General features: G+C 33.3%; 21 protein-coding genes. 14 read left to right on the forward strand and 7 right to left on the reverse strand.

Annotation, left to right across the window (positions count from 1 at the left end; translation table 11 throughout):
- Positions 1-247 precede the first annotated feature (247 nt).
- On the reverse strand, positions 248-814 hold the full coding sequence (locus B0I03_RS10700) for a DUF3109 family protein (protein WP_111567430.1): 567 nt from the start codon (positions 812-814) through the stop codon (positions 248-250).
- A gap of 435 nt (positions 815-1249) precedes the next feature.
- Here B0I03_RS10700 and B0I03_RS10705 point away from each other — a divergent pair, with 435 nt between their 5' ends.
- Genes B0I03_RS10705 through B0I03_RS10715 form a run of 3 tightly spaced genes read left to right on the forward strand, consistent with a single transcriptional unit; the run spans position 1250 to position 2649 of the window.
- The gene (locus B0I03_RS10705; RefSeq protein WP_111567431.1) at positions 1250-1831 is read left to right on the forward strand and encodes a MarC family protein; all 582 of its coding nucleotides are present in this window, start codon (positions 1250-1252) and stop codon (positions 1829-1831) included.
- A gap of 12 nt (positions 1832-1843) precedes the next feature.
- Positions 1844-2041 (forward strand): hypothetical protein, encoded by a 198-nt coding sequence (locus tag B0I03_RS10710; protein WP_111567432.1) that lies wholly within the window; start codon positions 1844-1846, stop codon positions 2039-2041.
- Entirely contained in the window at positions 2041-2649 is a 609-nt protein-coding gene (locus B0I03_RS10715) for an FAD-dependent oxidoreductase (protein WP_111567433.1), read from the forward strand. The genes B0I03_RS10710 and B0I03_RS10715 overlap by 1 nt, the downstream gene beginning before the upstream one ends.
- A gap of 4 nt (positions 2650-2653) precedes the next feature.
- On the opposite strand, the gene B0I03_RS10720 is transcribed toward B0I03_RS10715, so the two are convergent.
- From B0I03_RS10720 to B0I03_RS10735, 4 genes are read right to left on the reverse strand one after another with little or no spacing between them, the layout of a single operon-like run.
- Positions 2654-3160 carry a hypothetical protein gene (locus B0I03_RS10720; protein WP_181452383.1) on the reverse strand — a complete coding sequence of 169 codons (507 nt, stop codon included), beginning with the start codon at positions 3158-3160 and terminating at the stop codon, positions 2654-2656.
- Positions 3161-3181: 21 nt separating this feature from the next.
- A complete protein-coding gene (locus B0I03_RS10725) occupies positions 3182-4750 on the reverse strand; it encodes a S41 family peptidase (protein WP_181452384.1) in 1569 nt (522 codons plus the stop codon).
- Position 4751: 1 nt separating this feature from the next.
- Entirely contained in the window at positions 4752-5180 is a 429-nt protein-coding gene (locus B0I03_RS10730) for a deoxycytidylate deaminase (protein WP_111567434.1), read from the reverse strand.
- Entirely contained in the window at positions 5180-5773 is a 594-nt protein-coding gene (locus B0I03_RS10735; RefSeq protein WP_111567435.1) for a HupE/UreJ family protein, read from the reverse strand. Before B0I03_RS10735 ends, B0I03_RS10730 begins: the two co-directional genes overlap by 1 nt.
- 140 nt (positions 5774-5913) lie before the next feature.
- Between B0I03_RS10735 and B0I03_RS10740 the strand changes: the two genes are divergently transcribed.
- Entirely contained in the window at positions 5914-6345 is a 432-nt protein-coding gene (locus tag B0I03_RS10740; protein WP_111567436.1) for a tellurite resistance TerB family protein, read from the forward strand.
- Between the two features lie 74 nt (positions 6346-6419).
- Here B0I03_RS10740 and fbp read toward each other — a convergent pair whose 3' ends face one another.
- A complete protein-coding gene (gene fbp, locus B0I03_RS10745) occupies positions 6420-7427 on the reverse strand; it encodes a class 1 fructose-bisphosphatase (RefSeq protein ID WP_111567437.1) in 1008 nt (335 codons plus the stop codon).
- Between the two features lie 114 nt (positions 7428-7541).
- Between fbp and B0I03_RS10750 the strand changes: the two genes are divergently transcribed.
- From B0I03_RS10750 to B0I03_RS10795, 10 genes are all read left to right on the forward strand, one after another.
- Positions 7542-8039 (forward strand): GNAT family N-acetyltransferase, encoded by a 498-nt coding sequence (locus B0I03_RS10750; RefSeq protein WP_111567438.1) that lies wholly within the window; start codon positions 7542-7544, stop codon positions 8037-8039.
- 82 nt (positions 8040-8121) lie between these two features.
- The gene (locus tag B0I03_RS10755; RefSeq protein ID WP_111567439.1) at positions 8122-9375 is read left to right on the forward strand and encodes an aspartate kinase; all 1254 of its coding nucleotides are present in this window, start codon (positions 8122-8124) and stop codon (positions 9373-9375) included.
- A 47-nt stretch (positions 9376-9422) separates the two neighbouring features.
- Positions 9423-9761 carry a hypothetical protein gene (locus B0I03_RS10760; RefSeq protein WP_111567440.1) on the forward strand — a complete coding sequence of 113 codons (339 nt, stop codon included), beginning with the start codon at positions 9423-9425 and terminating at the stop codon, positions 9759-9761.
- A gap of 32 nt (positions 9762-9793) precedes the next feature.
- Positions 9794-10006, forward strand: a complete 213-nt coding sequence (locus B0I03_RS10765; protein ID WP_111567441.1) for an addiction module protein — start codon at positions 9794-9796, stop codon at positions 10004-10006.
- Positions 9999-10295, forward strand: coding sequence for a type II toxin-antitoxin system RelE/ParE family toxin (locus B0I03_RS10770; RefSeq protein ID WP_111567442.1), 297 nt, complete (start codon positions 9999-10001; stop codon positions 10293-10295). Before B0I03_RS10765 ends, B0I03_RS10770 begins: the two co-directional genes overlap by 8 nt.
- A 52-nt stretch (positions 10296-10347) precedes the next feature.
- The gene (locus tag B0I03_RS10775) at positions 10348-13752 is read left to right on the forward strand and encodes a hypothetical protein (protein ID WP_111567443.1); all 3405 of its coding nucleotides are present in this window, start codon (positions 10348-10350) and stop codon (positions 13750-13752) included.
- A 61-nt stretch (positions 13753-13813) separates the two neighbouring features.
- The gene (locus B0I03_RS10780) at positions 13814-17260 is read left to right on the forward strand and encodes a T9SS type B sorting domain-containing protein (RefSeq protein WP_111567444.1); all 3447 of its coding nucleotides are present in this window, start codon (positions 13814-13816) and stop codon (positions 17258-17260) included.
- A 6-nt stretch (positions 17261-17266) separates the two neighbouring features.
- Positions 17267-18016, forward strand: coding sequence for an enoyl-CoA hydratase/isomerase family protein (locus B0I03_RS10785; RefSeq protein WP_111567445.1), 750 nt, complete (start codon positions 17267-17269; stop codon positions 18014-18016).
- Positions 18013-18192, forward strand: coding sequence for a hypothetical protein (locus B0I03_RS10790; protein ID WP_111567446.1), 180 nt, complete (start codon positions 18013-18015; stop codon positions 18190-18192). Before B0I03_RS10785 ends, B0I03_RS10790 begins: the two co-directional genes overlap by 4 nt.
- 6 nt (positions 18193-18198) lie before the next feature.
- Positions 18199-18651 carry a 6-pyruvoyl trahydropterin synthase family protein gene (locus tag B0I03_RS10795; RefSeq protein ID WP_111567447.1) on the forward strand — a complete coding sequence of 151 codons (453 nt, stop codon included), beginning with the start codon at positions 18199-18201 and terminating at the stop codon, positions 18649-18651.
- 69 nt (positions 18652-18720) lie between these two features.
- On the opposite strand, the gene B0I03_RS10800 is transcribed toward B0I03_RS10795, so the two are convergent.
- Positions 18721-19215 (reverse strand): OmpA family protein (locus tag B0I03_RS10800; RefSeq protein ID WP_146603292.1); only part of this gene is annotated, 495 nt, incomplete at its 5' end.

Raw genomic sequence — 19215 nt, forward strand, 5'->3', positions numbered from 1 at the left:
GTTAATGATTGGTTAAATTGACTTATTTGGGGATTACAAAGTTTGTCATTTGAAACGAGAAATGAAAGTCAAACTTATTCACAATTGAAGCAAGTTTTTAACAAAGCTGAAAATTGTCAGTAATTTAATATAGGTTTTTAAAATATTGAAAATCAATAAGTTAAAAACAAATAAAACAAGTGTTAAAACCTTGTAAGCAACTGAAAAATAAGCGACTCACGAGTGTTTTTAATCGATAAAAATCGGATTATTTTTTCAACTCTTTAGCTACTTTGTCTAATTCGTCAAACCATTGTTGTCCGAATTTTCTAACTAGTGCTTCTTTCACAAATTGGTACACTGGAACTCCTAATTCTTGTCCTAACGAACAGGCGTCATCGCAAATATGCCATTTGTGGTAATTTACCGCTGCGAAATCTGAATATTCTTTAATTCGGATAGGATACAAATGACAAGAAACTGGTTTTTTCCAATCTACAATCCCTTGATTGTAGGCTTGCTCGATTCCACAAAGTGCCGTTTTTCCGTCGAAAATTACATAAGCACAGTCTTTTCCATCGATAAGTGGTGTTTCTAATTCCCCAAAATCTGAAACCACGTGCGTTCCTTGTTCTTCAATGGCTTTTATTCCTTCAGGACGAAGAAAGGGTTTTACTTTTGGAAAAATTTCAGCTAAAATTTTGGTTTCTTCCTCATCTAAAGGAGCACCCGCATCGCCATCCACACAACAAGCACCTTTACAAGCTGACAAATTGCAAACGAATTCTTTTTCTAAGATTTCTTCGGAAACGATGGTTTTATTTAACTGAAACATATTGGGTTTATTTTAAAGTGCAAAGATACGATTTTGAATTCAGAATTTGGAAATAAGACTTTAGAAGTTTGGAACACAGATTTTAGAAATAGCTATAATTTTTTCACAGAGCTACACCGAGATTTTACGATTTTGATTGTGTTGAAAAGAGATACACCGAAACGTTTTAGTTTATATTGGCGCTCTTTGCGTTTAAATTTGCACAGAGTTACACCGAGCATTTTTGATTTTTATTGTGTTGATATAGAGATACAGCGAGACATTTCACTTTCTTCTTGGCGAACTTTGCGTAAAACTTTGCGACTTTGCGTTTAAATCTACACATTACTTGAACTTGCTCTTGTTCTTGATTTTTCTTGCAATTGATAATGTATCGTTAAATTAGAAACGTTCTTTATTCAATATCCTTATATTTGCACAAATATTCAGCGTTTTATGGAATTAGGAATCAATTGGAAAGACATTTTTACGATCAGCATGATTTTATTTGCTGTGATTGATATTGTGGGAAGTATTCCAATTATTGTGGATTTACGCAGTAAAATGGGCCATATTCAATCAGAAAAACCGACTATTGTTGCGGCTGTGATTATGATTGCCTTTTTATTTGTAGGTGAAGAAATTCTAAAATTAATTGGTATTGATGCAAATTCGTTTGCAGTTGCCGGTTCGTTTGTGTTATTTTTCCTTGCCTTAGAGATGATTTTAGGCATTCGATTATACAAAGAAGACAATCCGAGTACGGCTTCGATAGTTCCGATTGCGTTTCCTTTAATTGCTGGAGCTGGAACCATGACGACTATTTTATCACTTCGAGCTGCTTATGACAAGATTAATATTATTATTGCAATTGTTATCAATGTAGTGGTTGTTTATGGCGTATTGAAATCGTCAGGAAAAATCGAACGCTTGTTAGGAGTTAATGGATTAGGCGTGATTCGTAAAATATTTGGCGTTATTTTATTGGCGATTGCTGTAAAATTGTTCGCCGCAAATGTTAAAGGATTATTTATTTAGAAATTTATTGAAATGAAAATATTTACTTATGTGGCGGTTGCCATTGCTTTAGCTTTAATTGTTTTTAATCTTTTTCAAATTGATTACAGCAATCCGTTTGAAGGAAATAGCACGATTGCTATTATTGGTGTTGTAGCTGGAATTTGCGCAATTCTATTATTAGTATTATTGCGTTTTTCGAAAATGATCGAAGAAAAAACTAAACATTAATGGTTGACGTTTTAATTATTGGCGCTGGAGTTTCAGGCGTTTCGTGTGCATTGATTTTGGGTTCTGCCCAAAACAAACCGTTTGCAATGGGTAAAAAGATTGCGATTGTTGCGCACCAAAAAGCGTCTTCACTACAAAATGCCATTTTTAATAACGCTTACGGAATTCCCGCAGGAAAATTAGGCAGTGAATTATTGGAAGAAAGTTTGGAACATTTGACCAACTCTTATCCACATGTTCAACAAATTCATGGTGAAAAAGTACTTGCTATTTCAGGTGAAGCTGGAAATTTCATAGTTACTACGAACAAATCTTCGCTCCAAGCTAAAATTGTAGTGATTGCTATTGGTGCTGGAAATCCTTTTACGATTGAAGGCTTGGAATCGTTTGTAATGCCACATCAAAAAGCCGCTCCCGAGAAAAACAGAATTCAGTTAAAAAACAACGACCACTTGGTTACCGAAGGTATTTATGTAGCTGGAGTTTTAGCCGGACACAGAAGTCAGCTAAGTATAGCAGCCGGAAGTGGTGCTTCAGTAGCAACCGATATTTTAACTTTGTGGAATAACGGAAATCCTGTGCAAGTACATGATGCTTTGGGGAAATAGCTTTTTATTCTTCTGAATCATCTTCTTCATCATCGAAATTCATTCCTTCTAAAAAATCATCCCAATTGATTGGATCTTGATATTCATTAGGGTCTGGCGGAATAGCTCCCAGCGGATTAAACAATTCCCATTCGTCCCAATAATAATTACTCTTGTCAAAACTAGCTACCCAATTGATAAACAATTCTCTGAATTCGTCGATTTCTTTTCTAATCAACGTAACATAATCGGTATCTCTAAAAGAATCGTGAAATCGTAAACTTCCTACTTGAACATATAAATGCATCGCATGATCTCTGATGATTGCCGCATTTTGCATTCGGATGCTATATATATCTCCGCCTTCAGCACCCGCAATTTTAGCACAAATTATCGCAGCATCATCTCGCATCATATATTTTGTGGCATTCAAATACTCATCTTCTTCACTAATGGTATTTAAAAGACTGTTTACCAAATCTAAAATTAATTCGGCTTTTTTATAAATCGGTAAATCAAATAATTTATCCATTCTACTCATTTTAAATACATTTTACTTACTCAACACCTTATTAACCATATTGTCTTTCTTTAAAATCAATTGGTAATAGGCGTTTTCATTAAAAAGTTGGCGTACAAATTCAGCTTGAAGATAGAATAATACTTTTTCTTTCTGAGTATCTAAATTAAAAAGCAAACCGCCTTTTGCCATGTAAGTCTTGAAATCATTGAAATAATTTCCAGAACGTAATTCTTTTTCCAAACTTTCCATCGAAATTTTGTCAAACTTTTTGCGGTTTTGATCCAATTGTTCAAACACAAAGTAATTCACTAATCCCGATTGCATCAACATAGTTAAACCTTCTGCTCCGTGCGAATCTTCTAGCGGAACAAAAATATCAGGCATAATTCCGCCACCACCATAAACGATGCGACCTTTCTTGGTTTTGAATTTTAAACTGTCGGCTATTTTGGCTTTATCTTTTTCGTACAATTCACCACTTTCGAAGCGTTTATCGAATTCATTAAAATAGTTTTCACCTTTATCCTCGTAAGGTTTTTGAATCGAACGGCCAGATGGTGTGTAATATCTAGCAATGGTTAATCGTACTGCCGAACCGTCGCCTAATGGCATTTCGCGTTGTACTAATCCTTTTCCGAAGGAACGTCTTCCGTAAACCAAACCTCTGTCGTTATCCTGAATCGCTCCTGCTAAAATTTCACTTGCCGAAGCACTGTTTTCGTTTATTAAGATACTGACTTTACCCGTTTCAAAAATCCCTTTTTCAGTGGCTAAAGTGCTTTCGATTTTATCTTTTTTATTTTTTGTTTTAACGATTAATTCTTTGTTTTTCAAGAATTCATCTGCAATTGCAACGGCTGATTCCAAATAACCACCACCATTATCACGTAAATCAATAATAATATGTTTTGCGCCTTCTTTTTTTAATTGGGTTAAACCCGATAAAAATTCGTCGTAAGTTTTCTCAGCAAAGCGATTGATTTTGATGTAACCCGTAGTTTTATCCACCATTTGTGAAACATCTACACTTTTGATTGGAATAACATCACGAGTAACGTTTACGGCGAATTTCTTTTTTTCAGATTTTCTGTAAACGGTTAATTTTACATTAGAACCTTGTTCGCCTTTTAAGATGGAAAACAATGTATCGGTTTCTAATTTTTTGTTATACAACTGCAATTTATCAGCGAAAAGAATTCGGTCCCCTGCCTTCAAACCTGCTTTTTCCGAAGGTCCGTTTGCAATGGGTTTTATAATGGTAACCGAATCGTTATACATGTAGAAATTCACACCAATACCAACAAAATCACCACGCATTTCTTGTTCGACTGCTTCTAATTGACTTTTAGGAATATAAACCGAATGGGGATCGAGTTTTTCAAGAATTCCGTTTACGGTTAAATCTACTATCGAATCGGTATTTAAACTATCAACGTATTCTTTTTCGATGAAATCGATGAGTTTGTTGAGCTTATTTTTATTGGCATTTCGGTTTAAGAAAGCTGTTTCTGTAGAAGGATTGAGTTTACTTCCCAATAACAAACCCACCGCAACAGCTACTGCGATTACTATTGGAAAATATACTTTGTTCATTCTCATTTTATCTCAAATCTTCAATTAATTCGACCTCAACACCTGCTTTTCTTAAGAAATCAACACCTGAAGTATCTTTGTATTCTTGATGATACACCACTCTTTTGATTCCCGATTGATGAATTAATTTACTACAATCTTTGCAGGGTGAAAGTGTAATATACAACGTTGCATCTTCGCACGATTGTGTAGAACGCGCGACTTTTAAAATGGCATTCGCTTCGGCGTGAAGTACGTACCATTTGGTCACATTATCTTCATCTTCGCAACAATTTTCAAATCCTGATGGTGTTCCATTGTACCCATCGGAAATAATCATTTTATCTTTCACGATAATCGCCCCAACTTTTTTTCGTTGGCAATAGGATAAATTGCCCCATTCTTTGGCAATTCGTAAATAAGCTTTATCGTATTTTTCTCTTTTTTCTTTCTTCATTATCGGTTCCAAATTTCGCTTTCAATAATCATTGGCAAAACTACGCCAATTATAAATGCTGACATAACTAAAGCCCAATCTCTTTTTGAAAAACGGAAAAAAGTTTGCACGATATAGGAAATTATTAAAAACACTACAACTACGATAATTTGCGCAGCTTCAATTCCTAATGCGAATTCTAAAAGTGGCAATAATTTATCCGAAGCATTTCCTGGTAAAATAGTTTTGAAGTAATTCGAAAAACCTAGTCCGTGAATGATTCCGAAAAATAATGTTACGATTGCAACAAAGGTGATACTTTCATTTTTCGACGATTTTCCAGCTGTAAAAAGATGAAAAACGGCAGTTATTAAAATGGTAATTGGAATTAAAAACTCAACCAAACTGGCTTGAATTTGAACCACTCCATAAACCGATAATAGCAAAGCTAAGGTGTGTCCGATGGTAAAAAGCGACACTAAAACAAAAACATTTTTCCAATCTTTAAAGGCATACGGAATTACCAAAGCCATTAAAAACAAAACGTGGTCGTAAGCGTTAATATCTAACACATGTTTAAGACCAATATTAAAATACATCCAAAATTCTGACATAACTACAATTTGTTTGGGGATTTTCAAACTTACGATTTATTTTTAAATCAAAACAAATTCTGTATCACAAAAGCATGTGAAATTGTTGTAAAAAAATGGATTTTTTGTGTAATTTTGCTTTAATATAAAAAACAAACAACATGTCAATTTCAGATTTATTCGATAGCGGTTTTAGAAATAGAAACAAAGGTCACTTTTCAGCAATTGTAAGAGTAGCAATGTCTGATGGAAGTATTTCTCCAGAAGAGAAACAATTCTTAGATAAATTAGCTATCAAATTAGAAATTTCTCAAGCAGAATATGAAGAAATTTTAGAAAACCCTTTAAAATATCCTGTTAATCCACCATTAATGCACACGCACCGTTTAGAGCGTTTATACGATTTAGCAAGAATGGTGTATGCTGATCATATTTTAGGTGAAAAACAACAAGATTTATTAACACGTTTTGCTTTAGCTTTAGGATTTACAGCTGGAAACGTAGGTTATATCGTAGATAAAGCGTTAAAATTAGTAGATATGAATGTGGATTTAGACACATTTACTTATGAAATGCAACACATGAACAGATAATTCAATCTGTTTAAAATACAAAAGCACAAATTCTAATGAGTTTGTGCTTTTTTTATTTTTATTATTTAAAAGAATTACTTCGCTTTCGCCATAAACTCTTCTGCTTTTTCTACCATATTTTTACTTCCGCAGAAGAACGGAACGCGTTGGTGTAACTCAGTTGGTTGAATTTCCATGATTCTTTTGTAACCGTCAGAAGCTTTACCACCTGCTTGTTCAGCAATGAATGCCATTGGATTGCATTCGTATAACAAACGTAATTTTCCGTTTGGCGCTTTTGAACTAGTTGGATATAAATAAATTCCGCCTTTAATCATGTTTCTGTGAAAATCAGAAACTAAACTTCCAATATATCTTGAAGTATAAGGCCTGTCGCCTTCCTCTAACTGACAATATTTGATGTAATCTTTCACTCCTTGTGGAAAATGAACATAATTTCCTTCATTAATCGAGTAAATTTTTCCGTCTTCCGAATATTTCATATCAGGATGTGACAAATAAAACGTTCCGATAGCTGGATTCAATGTAAATCCGTTTACGCCATGACCTGTTGTGTAAACCAACATCGTTGAAGTTCCATAAATTACATAACCTGCCGCTACTTGATTTACTCCTGGTTGCAAGAAATCTTCAATAGTTACTGGAGTTCCAACTGGTGTAATTCTTCTGAAAACTGAGAAAATTGTTCCTACCGAAACATTCACATCAATATTAGAAGATCCATCCAACGGATCCATCAAAACGACATATTTGTTATTGTGTGAATTATCCGAACCTGCCACAGTGATAAAATCATCATTTTCTTCCGAACCAATTCCGCATACAATTTCACGATTAATTAAAGTTTGAATAAAAACTTCATTCGCGTAAACGTCTAATTTTTGTTGGTCTTCTCCTTGAATGTTTTGTTCTCCAGCTGCACCAACAATATCCACTAATCCGGCTTTGTTTACCTTATAGTTTACTACTTTAGCTGCCAAACGAATGGAGTTAATAATACGAGATAATTCTCCTGTTGAGTACTGAAACGAATTTTGATGTTCAATAATGAATTCGCCTAACGTTCTATTTCTTTCTTCCATTTCGAAAACGATGTAGTTGTGTTTAAGGCACAAATATCGTGTTTTTTGTGAAATCATATAAATTATTTGAAAAGATGTTTAAGTTAATTTTACTTTTGTAAAAAATTACGAAAAATGATTATCAGAAAAGCCACAAAAAACGACATGCCTTCTGTTTTAGAATTGATTCAAGAATTAGCTACTTTTGAAAAAGAACCTGATGCAGTTGTCGTTACTGTTGCCGATTTAATTCGTGATGGTTTTTCAGAAAATCCACTTTTTCAATGCTTTGTTGCCGAAGTTGAAAACGACCCGAGCGAGAGCGAACAGGCGAAGCAAATTATCGGAATGGCTTTGTACTATTATCGTTATTCGACTTGGAAAGGAAAAACCATTCATTTAGAAGATTTAATTGTAAAAGAAAACAAACGCGGAACAGGTGCCGGATTTGCGCTTTACAAAGAAATCATCAAACAAGGAAAAACCGAAAATGTCCGTCGAATCGAATGGAACGTTCTGGATTGGAATACACCAGCCATCGATTTCTATGAAAAATCGGGCGCTAAAGTTTTAGGCGATTGGCGTGTGGTGCATATGAATGAAAACGGAATTACTAATTTTTTAAACGAATAAATCATTTTTGGAAAACAGATTTTAAAAATTTTAGAAATTTCTATAATCTGTGTTCCTAATACAAACACAACTAACTTTTAAGATGAAAATATTCAAATTTGGAGGTGCATCGGTTAAAGATGCCGAAGGCGTAAAAAATGTATTACATGTTTTAAACACAGTAGGACACGAAGATGTTTTGTTGGTAATTTCTGCTATGGGAAAAACCACGAATGCTTTGGAAGTCGTAATCAAAAATTACTTTGACAAATCGAAGGAGTTACACGCATCGCTTCAAGAAGTTCGTAAGTACCATAACCAAATTTTATTAGACTTATTTGAAGACGAAGAGCACGATGTGTTTTTTGATGTCAACGCGCATTTTGATGATTTAGAATATTTCATTCGTAGCAACAAGTCACCAAATTATAGCTTTGTTTACGATCAAGTGGTAAGCATTGGAGAATTAGTTTCTACTACAATTGTGAGTCATTATTTCAATTATTGTGGCTTAAAAAACAATTGGATTGATGTTCGCCCCTTAATTAAAACTGATAACAATTACCGTGATGCGCAAGTAGATTGGGAAACTACTCAAAAACTAATTTCAAAAGGCGTTAAAAAGAAAACTTTAAATATTACACAAGGATTTTTAGGTTCGGATGAGAATAATTTTACCACTACTTTAGGTCGCGAAGGCTCGGATTATACCGCTGCGATTTTTGCGTATTGTTTAGGTGCGGAAAGTGTTACCATTTGGAAAGACGTTCCAGGGGTTTTAAATGCCGATCCAAGATATTTTGAAAATGCGGTTTTGTTGAACCAAATATCCTACAGAGAAGCAATCGAATTAGCGTTTTACGGAGCTTCAGTTATTCACCCAAAAACATTACAACCTTTACAGAAAAAGGAAATCCCGTTGTTTGTAAAATCGTTTATCAATCCAACATTAGCAGGAACACGAATTTCAAGAGGTTTGGATTTAGAACCGAAAACATCTTGTTTTATCGTTAAGAAAAACCAATTGTTATTATCGTTATCGTCTATTGATTTCGATTTTATCATGGAAAATCACATCAGTGAGATTTTTGGTTTATTTTCGAAATACAAAATCAAAGTGAATTTAATTCAAAATACGGCAATTAGTTTCTCGGTTTGTATTGAAGATAAGTACAACACCTTTGAAGAATTGCGAAAAGTATTGGCAAAAAAATTCAAAGTTTCGTATAACGAAAATGTATCGCTATACACAATCAGACACTTTGATGAAAGCGCTGCAAAAGTAGTCGAAACGAACAAAACAGTATTGTTACGCCAGATTTCGAGAGAAACGATGCAAGTGATTACGAAAGAGTAGTTTAATGTGTCAATTAGGCGATGTGCCAATTCTAAAAAGTGTAAAAATTGAGTTTAGAAAAATTATTAAATATTCCGAAAGAATTAATTTCAAATCCAAATGTTTCTGTTTACAATTTGGTTAAAGAATATTATTTTGATGGTTTTTCTGAATCACTTGTATACGATTATTTGATTAAAAATCATTGTATACATAATGATTGGTTGTTGTTTTGTGAAGATAAAAAAGTAGACCAAGGTTGGATAATTGAAAAAAGTTTCTTTATTTACAATGTTTATTATTTGAACAAGAGAAATAATAAATCGTATTTAAAACGCTTTCTGAATAAAGACAAAGCATTTAGTTATTATATTTATAATGAGATAGTTTCTGTTTACAATAGTTAAAATAAATTTCCTAACTTTAAAAAAGTTAAATCATGAAAATCAAAGATTTAGATAAATATACCAATGCCGAAAAAATTCTTTTAGCAGAAGAACTTTGGGAAAGTGTTTCGAAAGAAAAATTAGAGTTGACTGATGCAATGAAACAAGAATTAGATCGAAGAATTTCATTGGTAGAAGAAGACAAAACTGAATTTTACACTTGGGAAGACGTTAAAAATACGTTGAAAAAAAGTAGAAATGCATAAACTTATATTTTCAAAAGAAGCGCTTCTCGATATTGAACAGATTGCCATTTGGTACGAAGAACAACGAGAAGGCTTATCTTATGATTTTGAACTTTGTTTAGAAGAAAGCGTTAGCCAAATTTTTAGAAATCCTGAACTTTTTCAAGTTAGATACAAAAACGTAAAAGTTAGATTTATCAAGCGGTTTCCTTATGGAGTTCATTATTTGATAAATCTTGATAAAATTATTGTAATTGGTGTTTTTCACACTTCTCGTTCCCCAATTGATTGGTCAAAAAGATTGAAATAATAAACTTTCCAACAATAAATACTACTTTTGAAGATTCGGAGTTATAGTATTTATGCAAAAAATTGTTTTTTTAGCGGGATTTCTGATGTGTTTTTTGAGCGGTTTTGCTCAGGAGACATTACAATCCTATCCAACTAAAAAAATTGCGTTTTCAAAAGATACGATTTCAATTGAAAAATTCAGTTTAAATAATTCCTTTTTTGAAATTAAAGACAAAAATGGAAAAGTCATCGACACCAGTTTTTACAGAGTAAATTTCCAAAAAGGAACTTTGGTTTTCACAAAAGAAATCAACACTTCTGATTCTTTAGTAGTTCGCTATTCTAAATTTCCAGAGTTTTTAACCAAAACGTATTCTATTTATGATGACGACAAAGTGGTCTCCAACGAAGCGGGGAAATTAGTCGTTTTCAAAAAAGACAAAAACACCAAATTCAAACCTTTCGACGGATTGAATACTTCGGGAAGTATCACGCGTGGCGTTACTGTTGGAAACAATCAAAATACGGTAGTTAATTCCAATTTAGATTTGCAAATCACAGGTAAAATCTCAGATAAAGTGAGTTTGCGTGCATCTATTCAAGACAGTAATATTCCATTACAAGAAGGTGGTTATTCGCAAAAATTGGATGAATTTGACCAAATTTTCATCGAATTATTTTCGGATAAATGGAACATTCGAGCTGGAGATTTATTTCTGGAAAATCGAAAATCAGCTTTTTTGAATTTTAATAAAAAAGTACAAGGATTATCTACACGTTTTACCTTTGGAACGCCTGATAAAAAAACCGAAGTCATTGCTTCTGGTGCTTTGGTTCGTGGACAATATGCCCGAAGTTCGTTCGTTGGACAAGAAGGAAATCAGGGTCCGTATAAATTGCGTGGCAACAATAACGAATTGTATGTTTTAGTAATTTCAGGTTCGGAACGCGTTTATGTGAACGGAATTTTGAAAACCCGAGGAGAAAACAACGATTATATCATCGATTACAACGCTGGAGAAATCATTTTCACCTCTTTATTTCCAATTACTTCCGAAATGCGAATCAATGTAGAATATCAATACACCGATAGAAATTTTACTCGATTTATTACTTATGGCGGCATTTCACACGAGCGAGAAAATTGGCAAATTGGCGGTTATGTGTATTCGGAAAGCGATGTAAAAAATCAGCCGTTGCAACAAAATTTATCTTCGGAACAAATTGATATTTTGCAAAACGCTGGTGATGATATTTCACAAATGAACGGACCTTCAGCCTATTTAGACACGTATTCCGAAAATAAAATCCTATACAGAAAAGTGATTATTGGTGCTGTAGAAGTTTTTGAATATTCCAATAATCTTGATGACGAATTGTATAATGTGCGATTTTCATTGGTGGGAAACAATCAAGGAAATTATGTTTTGGTCAACAATCAAGCCGTTGGAAAAATTTATGAATATGTTGCTCCAATTGCAGGAATTCCGCAAGGAAATTATGAACCAATTATTCGTTTGATTGCGCCTACAAAAATTCAAATGGCAACGATTTTAGGGAAATACAATCCAAGCGAGAAAACGCTTTTAGATTTTGAAGTAGCATTGAGCAACAGCGACCAAAATTTATATTCGAATTTAGACGACAATAACAATAAAGGTTTTGCTGGAAAATTCAACGGAAAACAACGTGTTTTTGATGGAAAAACCAAAATTGATGCCTTTGCGAATTATCAATTGGTGCAAGAAAATTTCAAAACAATTGAACGTTTGTACAACATCGAATTTAACAGAGATTGGAACATTACTTCTGCTTTGTTAGGCAATCAAAGTTTTTTGACTTCAGGATTGGATTTTAATTTCGACAACAAAGGAAAAGCGCTTTATCAGTTTGAAAACTTAGCTTTTGGTGATGCATTTTCGGGAAATAAACATACTTTTTCAGGAAAATATGCTACCAAAAATTGGATGATTTGGAGCAATTCGAGTGTAATGAAAAGTGATTCCGAACTTTCAAATTCGTCTTTTTCTCGAAGCGAAAATCGATCGTCGTATAAATTGGGTAAAAATTGGGTTGGTGCCACGGTGAATTTGGAAAATAATTCGGAAAAACTGAAAGCAACCAATACATTTTCGGCGTTAAGCCAACGTTTTTTAGAATATGGCGCTTTTGTAGGAAGAGGCGATTCGACGAAGGTTTTCGTGGAATTAGGATTTTTACAACGTCAGAATGATAGTTTGCAAAACAACCGAATTGAACGTGTAAATCATTCGAATTCGTATTACTTAAAATCGCAATTAATTAAAACCGAAAAAAGCAATTTGAGCGTGTTTTTGAATTATCGTACTTTGAAATATGAAGATTCAAACTTAAAAGACGAACCTTCTTTGAATTCACGAATTTTGTATTCGGATCGGTTTTTTGGACAATTAATTCAAACTACAACGGCTTATGAAACCAGTTCAGGAACGATCGCACAACAAGAATTCACCTATTTACAAGTAGAACCTGGACAAGGCGTTTACATGTGGAACGATTATAATAGTAATGGAATTCAGGAATTGCAGGAGTTTGAAATTGCTCCGTATTCTGATTTAGCGATTTACGTTCGGGTATTTTTACCGAATCAGGTTTTTGTTCGAACGCATCAGAATAAATTTTCGCAAGCGTTGAATTTGAATTTTAATCAATGGCAAAATGAGACTGGTTTTAAGAAATTTGCATCACATTTTTACAATCAAACTTCGTTTTTAATAGAACGTAGAATTCGAAGAGATGGTTCTAATTTCGAGTTGAATCCGTTTTCAAAAAACGATGATGAGTTGATTGGTTTGAACACGAATTTTAGAAATAGTTTGTTTTTTAATCGTGGAAAACAATATCATTCCACCACATATTCCTTTTTAATTAACGAAACTCAAAATTTGCTTTCTGTGGGAAGTGTTGCAGCTAAAAATCAATCGCATCAGTTGCAATATCAGCATTTGGTAAAGAAAAGTTGGTTGTTTAATTTTTCGGGAAGCAGTACTTCAACGGAATCTACTTCTGAGAATTATCCAAATCGAAATTTTGAGATTGAAAGTTATCAAGTAGAACCAAAAATCGGCTATTTGTTTTCCAAAAATGCGAGTTGGGATATTTTTTACGAATTTCAACAAAAGGAAAACAAAATTGGTGCTTTTGAAACCTTAAAACAAACTCGTTTAGGAACCTCATTTACCTTCAATAGCGAAAAAGGATTTAGCATGAATGGTGAATTTTCAATGTATAACAATTCGTATGATGGAAATGCTTTATCAGCAGTAGGTTTTCAAATGTTAGAAGGCTTACAACCTGGAAAAAATCAAACGTGGCGATTACTTTTACAGAAAAATTTGACCCAATATCTAGATGTTAATATTAATTATCAAGGAAGAAATAGCGAAACTAGTAAAACGATTCATACAGGAAATATCCAATTAAGAGCGTTTTTTTAGTTAATATTTAGATTAATTCTACATTTCTGCTTAATTTTACAAGCTATCTCCAAAAAGAACTATGTTTCTAAGAATTTTATACATATTGCTTCTGTTTTCTAATGTTTGTCATTCTCAACTTAGCAGCAAACATTGGATACCGCCATTGCATTGCAGAGATGCATCTTCGGTAGGCGATCATTATTTATACCTTTCTACACAAGAAACAACACCTTTTCAAGTTACAGTAAAAGACGGTGCAGATAATCCAATTGGTTTAGGCACCTATAATATTTCTAGTGCAACACCTGTAACAATTAATCTAGGCAGCGGACAAAACACAAAAATGTTTGTTGGACAAGAAAATGTAAATATTGTCTTAACCGATAAAGGAATTATACTAGAAGGATCGAAAGATTTTTACGTGAGTTTCAGAGTTAGATCGCAAAACCATGCAGAAATGTTGGTTTCCAAAGGAAGACCAGGAATAGGAACAAGTTTTAGATTAGGACATATCATAAATGAAAGCTTTGATCCACGAAAATCATTTGTTACAAGTGTAATGGCAACAGAAGACAACACCAATATTACTTTGTCTGATTATGATCCAAATGTAATTTTTACCACAAGTACAGGTTTTATAAATGCTGCTTCCCAAAGTTTCTTATTAAATGCTGGGGAAAGTATTATTTTCACAGGTTACAGCGATACTTTAGAAAATTTAGATGGCGCTATTGGAGCATTGATTTCTTCGAACAAGCCTGTTGCTGTAAACTCTGGAAATGCACTTGGGGGAATTCTAAACACTAGAGCTGATTTTGCTTTAGATCAGATTGTATCCGCTTCTCAAATTGGAGACGAATACATTTTTATAGAAGGAAATGGGCTTCCTACAATGGAATTGCCCTTAATTGTTGCAAATGAAGATAATACAGAAATATATATTAACGGCTCTTTAACACCAAATGCTATTATAAATGCAGGTGATTATTTCTTAATTGACAATTTTTTCTATCAAGGAACTATCAATAGAAACATTTATGTAAAAACATCTAAGAACGTCTATGCATATCAATTACTAGGTGGTGGAAATGATACTGCTACTGCGGGATTAAATTTTATTCCACCTTTGAGTTGTTTTTTTCAAAATTCAGTAAACATTCCAGATGTGAATAGAATTGGAGGAATTTCTTACGATGCAGATTTAATGGTCTTAACCTACGCATCTGCAACAATTACTCTAAATGGAACTACCATTTCAAATACAGGAGCACAAACCGTTCAGGGCAATACAGATTGGGTTACTTACAGAATAGCAGGTGTAAATGGGAATGTCAATATTCAATCAACAGGTCCTTTAGCGGTTGGTGTTTTTGGTTATTTCAATGATGTTGCAGGCTTTGCAGGATATTATTCGGGTTTTGGAAGTAATCCAGAAGATACGGATGTTGCGGTTTGTTCAAATACGACTGTTAATCTTTTTGAGGCCATTATTGGAAATCCTGGTGAAAACGGAAATTGGATAGTTCCAGCTGGAGGAGTTCCTTTAAATAATGATGTTTTTGATCCAGCAATTAACATCCCTGGCGAATACACTTATACTTTTACAAAAGATTGTAATGCTGCGCTTTCAACAATTCCTGTAAAAGTAAACGTTACAATAACTCAGGCTCCTAATATTGGAACTAGTAGTAATTATTCGACTTGTGTAAATGCAAATCCAATCGATTTATTTTCGCTATTAGGAAGTAGTATAACAACTGGCGGAACTTGGTCTCCAGCATTGGCATCAGGAACGAGTATTTATAATCCTGCGGTTGATGTATCGGGAGTTTATACTTACACTATAACTGCTAATGGCGGATGTCCAGAAGTTTCTGCAAGTATTACTGTAACCAACAATCCTATTCCAACTGCTCCAATAATTTCTAATTTTGGTCTTTGTGATAATAACCTTGATGGAAATGACACTAATGGATTAGTTACTTTTGATTTGACTCAAAAAAATACCGAAATTTTAAATCTTATTTCTGGATATACGATTAGCTATCACACTGATATAAATGATGCAATTGCAGGAAGTAGTAGTATAAATTCTATTTATTCTGGAAACAGAACTATACATGTAAGATTAACAAACACAACAAATGGTTGCTATTTTACTGCCAGCTTTAACTTAATTGTTTTTCCTAAACCTGTTGTAAATTCAAATGTAACTTTGAAACAATGCGACACTGATTCTGATGCCACTACAACATTTAATTTAACACAAGCAAATGTATTAATTTCTACAGATACTGGACTAACTTTTACATATCACAACACTTTAGCTGGTGCTGAAAATAATAACGATTTAGTTTCAAATGAAATTGCATTTATTGCTTCAAACGGAAGTTTTGTATGGGCAAGAATTACAAATGCTAATGGCTGTTTTAGAACTTCAAGAGTTAATTTAGTTGTGTCGGCAACAACAGTTCCTCAATCATATAGATACACAATTGATGATATTTGTGATGATTATTTAAGTGTTACAGATCCTAATGGAGATGGAATTGGATATTTTAATTTAACCGAAATAGAACCTGTTTTAACGAATCAATTCCCTACAGGTCAATCTTATAATTTTACATATTATTTAAATCAGGCTGATGCTGAAACTGAACAAAACGCAATCCTAGATATTACAAATTTTAGAAATACAATTCCAAACAACCAACTTATTTGGGTTCGAATTGAAAGTAATTTGTATGAATGCGCGGGACTAGGTCCTTTTTTAGAATTAATTGTGAATCCTTTACCTGATACAGAATTGGGTGACAATTTTGTAATTTGTATTGATCCCGTTACAGGACAAGGGTCACAAACTATTGATGCCACGCCAGCTACTTCAGGCAACTATTCGTATGTTTGGACACCGGCTAACCCTAATGGAAATTCTCCTTTTTACAACATAAATGCTCCAGGAATTTATACCGTTGAAGTTACTAATTTAGATACTTCTTGTAGTTTTACAGATTCAGTTGAAACTACTTTCTCTTCTGAACCTGCAAGTGTTAGTGCTGAATTATTAACACCTGCTTTTTCTACTGGTTTAACTTCCATTCAAGCAACAGCAATTGGAGGTTTTGGAGTGTATGAATACAGTATAAACGGAATCGATTGGCAGCCAAGTCCAATTTTTGATAATTTACCAAATGGATCTTATACAATTTATGTTAGAGATATTCTGGGTTGTGGCTTATTACTAACAAATACTATTAAAACTATTACTTATCCAAACTATTTTACACCTAATAATGATGGTTATAATGACAGATGGAATATTGATTTACCTGAAGATTATAACGGAATTATTTCAATATACGACCGTTATGGCAAATTAATGAAACAAATGAGCTCTTCAGGAATAGGATGGGACGGAACATTTAACGGACAATTATTACCTTCAACAGACTACTGGTTTAAAGTAGAATACAACGAAGACAATACAAGAAAAGAATTTAAATCACACTTTACATTAAAAAGATAATTTATAATGGGATCAATTGAAACTGTAATTCATAACAACGTTGCAACAATTACTTTTTATCATCCATCAAGTAATTCATTTCCAAGCACATTATTACAAGAATTAACAGATGAACTAAACACTTTAAGCAAAAATGAAACTGTTTCAATACTTATTTTAAAAAGTGCTGGCACTGGTGCATTTTGTGCTGGAGCGTCTTTTGACGAGCTACTTTCTATAAGCAATTATGAAGATGGAAGTAGATTTTTTTCTGGATTCGCAAATGTAATTAATGCTATGAGAAAATGTCCAAAACTAATTATCGGCAGAATTCATGGAAAAGCTGTGGGTGGTGGAGTTGGATTAGCAGCTGCATGTGATTATTCATTCGCAACTAGCAAAAGTGATGTTAAACTTTCAGAAATTGCAATCGGAATTGGTCCTTTTGTAATTGAACCTGCTGTTTCGAGAAAAATTGGAAAAATGCCTATGTCAGAAATGACTCTTAACCCAACTGCTTGGAAAACGTCAAAATGGGCTTTTGAAAAAGGACTATTTACCGAAGTATTTGAAACAATAGAAGAGTTAGATAATAGACTAGAACAATACGTTGCCGAAATTTCATCTTACAACAAAGAAGCTTTGTATGAAATGAAAAAAGTACTTTGGGAAGGAACAAATCACTGGGAAAGTTTACTTTATGAAAGAGCTGCTATTTCTGGTAGATTAGTATTATCAGATTTTACAAAAAACGCATTAGAAAAATTTAAAAAATGAGAAGTTTAATCCTTTTTTTACAACAAGTAAACGTAGAGCAAAAATTAAAAGATGCTCCTGACAGTCAATATCAAATTGGAGTGCTTATAGGTTCTTTTGTACCATTTATTGTACTCGCTGTAATTGCATACACCCTTTACTACAGAGCTAAAAAGAAAGAACAAAATTTAAAATAAAAAGACATGTCAAACATTAGAATTACCAAACAATTTAACTTTGAAACAGGCCATGCGCTTTACGGTTACGATGGAAAATGTAAAAACGTACACGGACATAGTTATAAACTATCTGTTACTGTAATTGGCAAACCTATTAAAGATACTTCAAATGTAAAATATGGAATGGTAATTGACTTTGGCGATTTAAAAAAAATTGTAAAAGAACAAATTGTAGATGTTTTTGATCACGCTACTGTTTTCAATAAAAATACACCTCATATTGAGTTAGCGCATGAGTTAAAATCTAGAGGACATGATGTGATTTTAGTTGATTATCAACCTACCAGTGAAAATATGGTAATCGATTTTTCTAATAAAATTAAAAATCTTCTACCCGAAAATATAAAACTACATTCATTAAGACTACAAGAAACCGAAACTTCTTTTGCTGAATGGTACGCTTCTGACAACGAATAAGATAAAACTTTTATAAAATAAAAAAGTCCTCAAATATTTGAGGACTTTTTTCATTAGCTATTTTACTAATTATTTTTTCACAATTAAGAATTCACTTCTTCTGTTTTGTGCGTATTCTTCTTCGGTACATGGTTTACAAGCCACTTTTGGTTCGCTCTCTCCAAATCCTTGTCCTGAGATTCTCTCTTTTGCAATTCCTTTACTAATTAAGTATTGAACTGTAGCTTTTGCTCTTCGGTCTGATAAGTTCATATTGTACTTATCACTTCCTCTACTATCAGTATGCGATTTTGCGAAGATAACCATGTTTGGATGCTCGTTCATTACCATCACTAACTTGTCTAACTCTGCTGCTCCTTCTGCCGTAATGTTGCTCTTATTGAACTCAAAGTATATAGGTTGTAAAATCACTTCTTTCTCTGTAATGATTGGCATAATTGGGTTTAATAACGCTTCTACCACTACTTGCTCGTTCTCTGCTTTTTTTACTTCAAAAATACCACTCTCGTATCCTGATTTTGATACTTGTGCACTATAAGCAGTGTTACACATTACTCCTGTTAA

It is taken from the genome of Flavobacterium aquaticum (assembly GCF_003259835.1).
GTDB classification, from domain to species: Bacteria; Bacteroidota; Bacteroidia; order Flavobacteriales; family Flavobacteriaceae; genus Flavobacterium; species Flavobacterium aquaticum.

Excerpts from the sequence above, each read along its gene's own strand:
- B0I03_RS10700 (WP_111567430.1), bottom strand. The coding sequence starts at position 814 with ATGTTTCAGTTAAATAAAACCATCGTTTCCGAAGAAATCTTAGAAAAA.
- B0I03_RS10705 (WP_111567431.1), top strand. The coding sequence starts at position 1,250 with ATGGAATTAGGAATCAATTGGAAAGACATTTTTACGATCAGCATGATT.
- B0I03_RS10710 (WP_111567432.1), top strand. The coding sequence starts at position 1,844 with ATGAAAATATTTACTTATGTGGCGGTTGCCATTGCTTTAGCTTTAATT.
- B0I03_RS10715 (WP_111567433.1), top strand. The coding sequence starts at position 2,041 with ATGGTTGACGTTTTAATTATTGGCGCTGGAGTTTCAGGCGTTTCGTGT.
- B0I03_RS10720 (WP_181452383.1), bottom strand. The coding sequence starts at position 3,160 with ATGGATAAATTATTTGATTTACCGATTTATAAAAAAGCCGAATTAATT.
- B0I03_RS10725 (WP_181452384.1), bottom strand. The coding sequence starts at position 4,750 with ATGAGAATGAACAAAGTATATTTTCCAATAGTAATCGCAGTAGCTGTT.
- B0I03_RS10730 (WP_111567434.1), bottom strand. The coding sequence starts at position 5,180 with ATGAAGAAAGAAAAAAGAGAAAAATACGATAAAGCTTATTTACGAATT.
- B0I03_RS10735 (WP_111567435.1), bottom strand. The coding sequence starts at position 5,773 with ATGTCAGAATTTTGGATGTATTTTAATATTGGTCTTAAACATGTGTTA.
- B0I03_RS10740 (WP_111567436.1), top strand. The coding sequence starts at position 5,914 with ATGTCAATTTCAGATTTATTCGATAGCGGTTTTAGAAATAGAAACAAA.
- fbp (WP_111567437.1), bottom strand. The coding sequence starts at position 7,427 with ATGGAAGAAAGAAATAGAACGTTAGGCGAATTCATTATTGAACATCAA.
- B0I03_RS10750 (WP_111567438.1), top strand. The coding sequence starts at position 7,542 with ATGATTATCAGAAAAGCCACAAAAAACGACATGCCTTCTGTTTTAGAA.
- B0I03_RS10755 (WP_111567439.1), top strand. The coding sequence starts at position 8,122 with ATGAAAATATTCAAATTTGGAGGTGCATCGGTTAAAGATGCCGAAGGC.
- B0I03_RS10765 (WP_111567441.1), top strand. The coding sequence starts at position 9,794 with ATGAAAATCAAAGATTTAGATAAATATACCAATGCCGAAAAAATTCTT.
- B0I03_RS10770 (WP_111567442.1), top strand. The coding sequence starts at position 9,999 with ATGCATAAACTTATATTTTCAAAAGAAGCGCTTCTCGATATTGAACAG.
- B0I03_RS10775 (WP_111567443.1), top strand. The coding sequence starts at position 10,348 with ATGCAAAAAATTGTTTTTTTAGCGGGATTTCTGATGTGTTTTTTGAGC.
- B0I03_RS10780 (WP_111567444.1), top strand. The coding sequence starts at position 13,814 with ATGTTTCTAAGAATTTTATACATATTGCTTCTGTTTTCTAATGTTTGT.
- B0I03_RS10785 (WP_111567445.1), top strand. The coding sequence starts at position 17,267 with ATGGGATCAATTGAAACTGTAATTCATAACAACGTTGCAACAATTACT.
- B0I03_RS10790 (WP_111567446.1), top strand. The coding sequence starts at position 18,013 with ATGAGAAGTTTAATCCTTTTTTTACAACAAGTAAACGTAGAGCAAAAA.
- B0I03_RS10795 (WP_111567447.1), top strand. The coding sequence starts at position 18,199 with ATGTCAAACATTAGAATTACCAAACAATTTAACTTTGAAACAGGCCAT.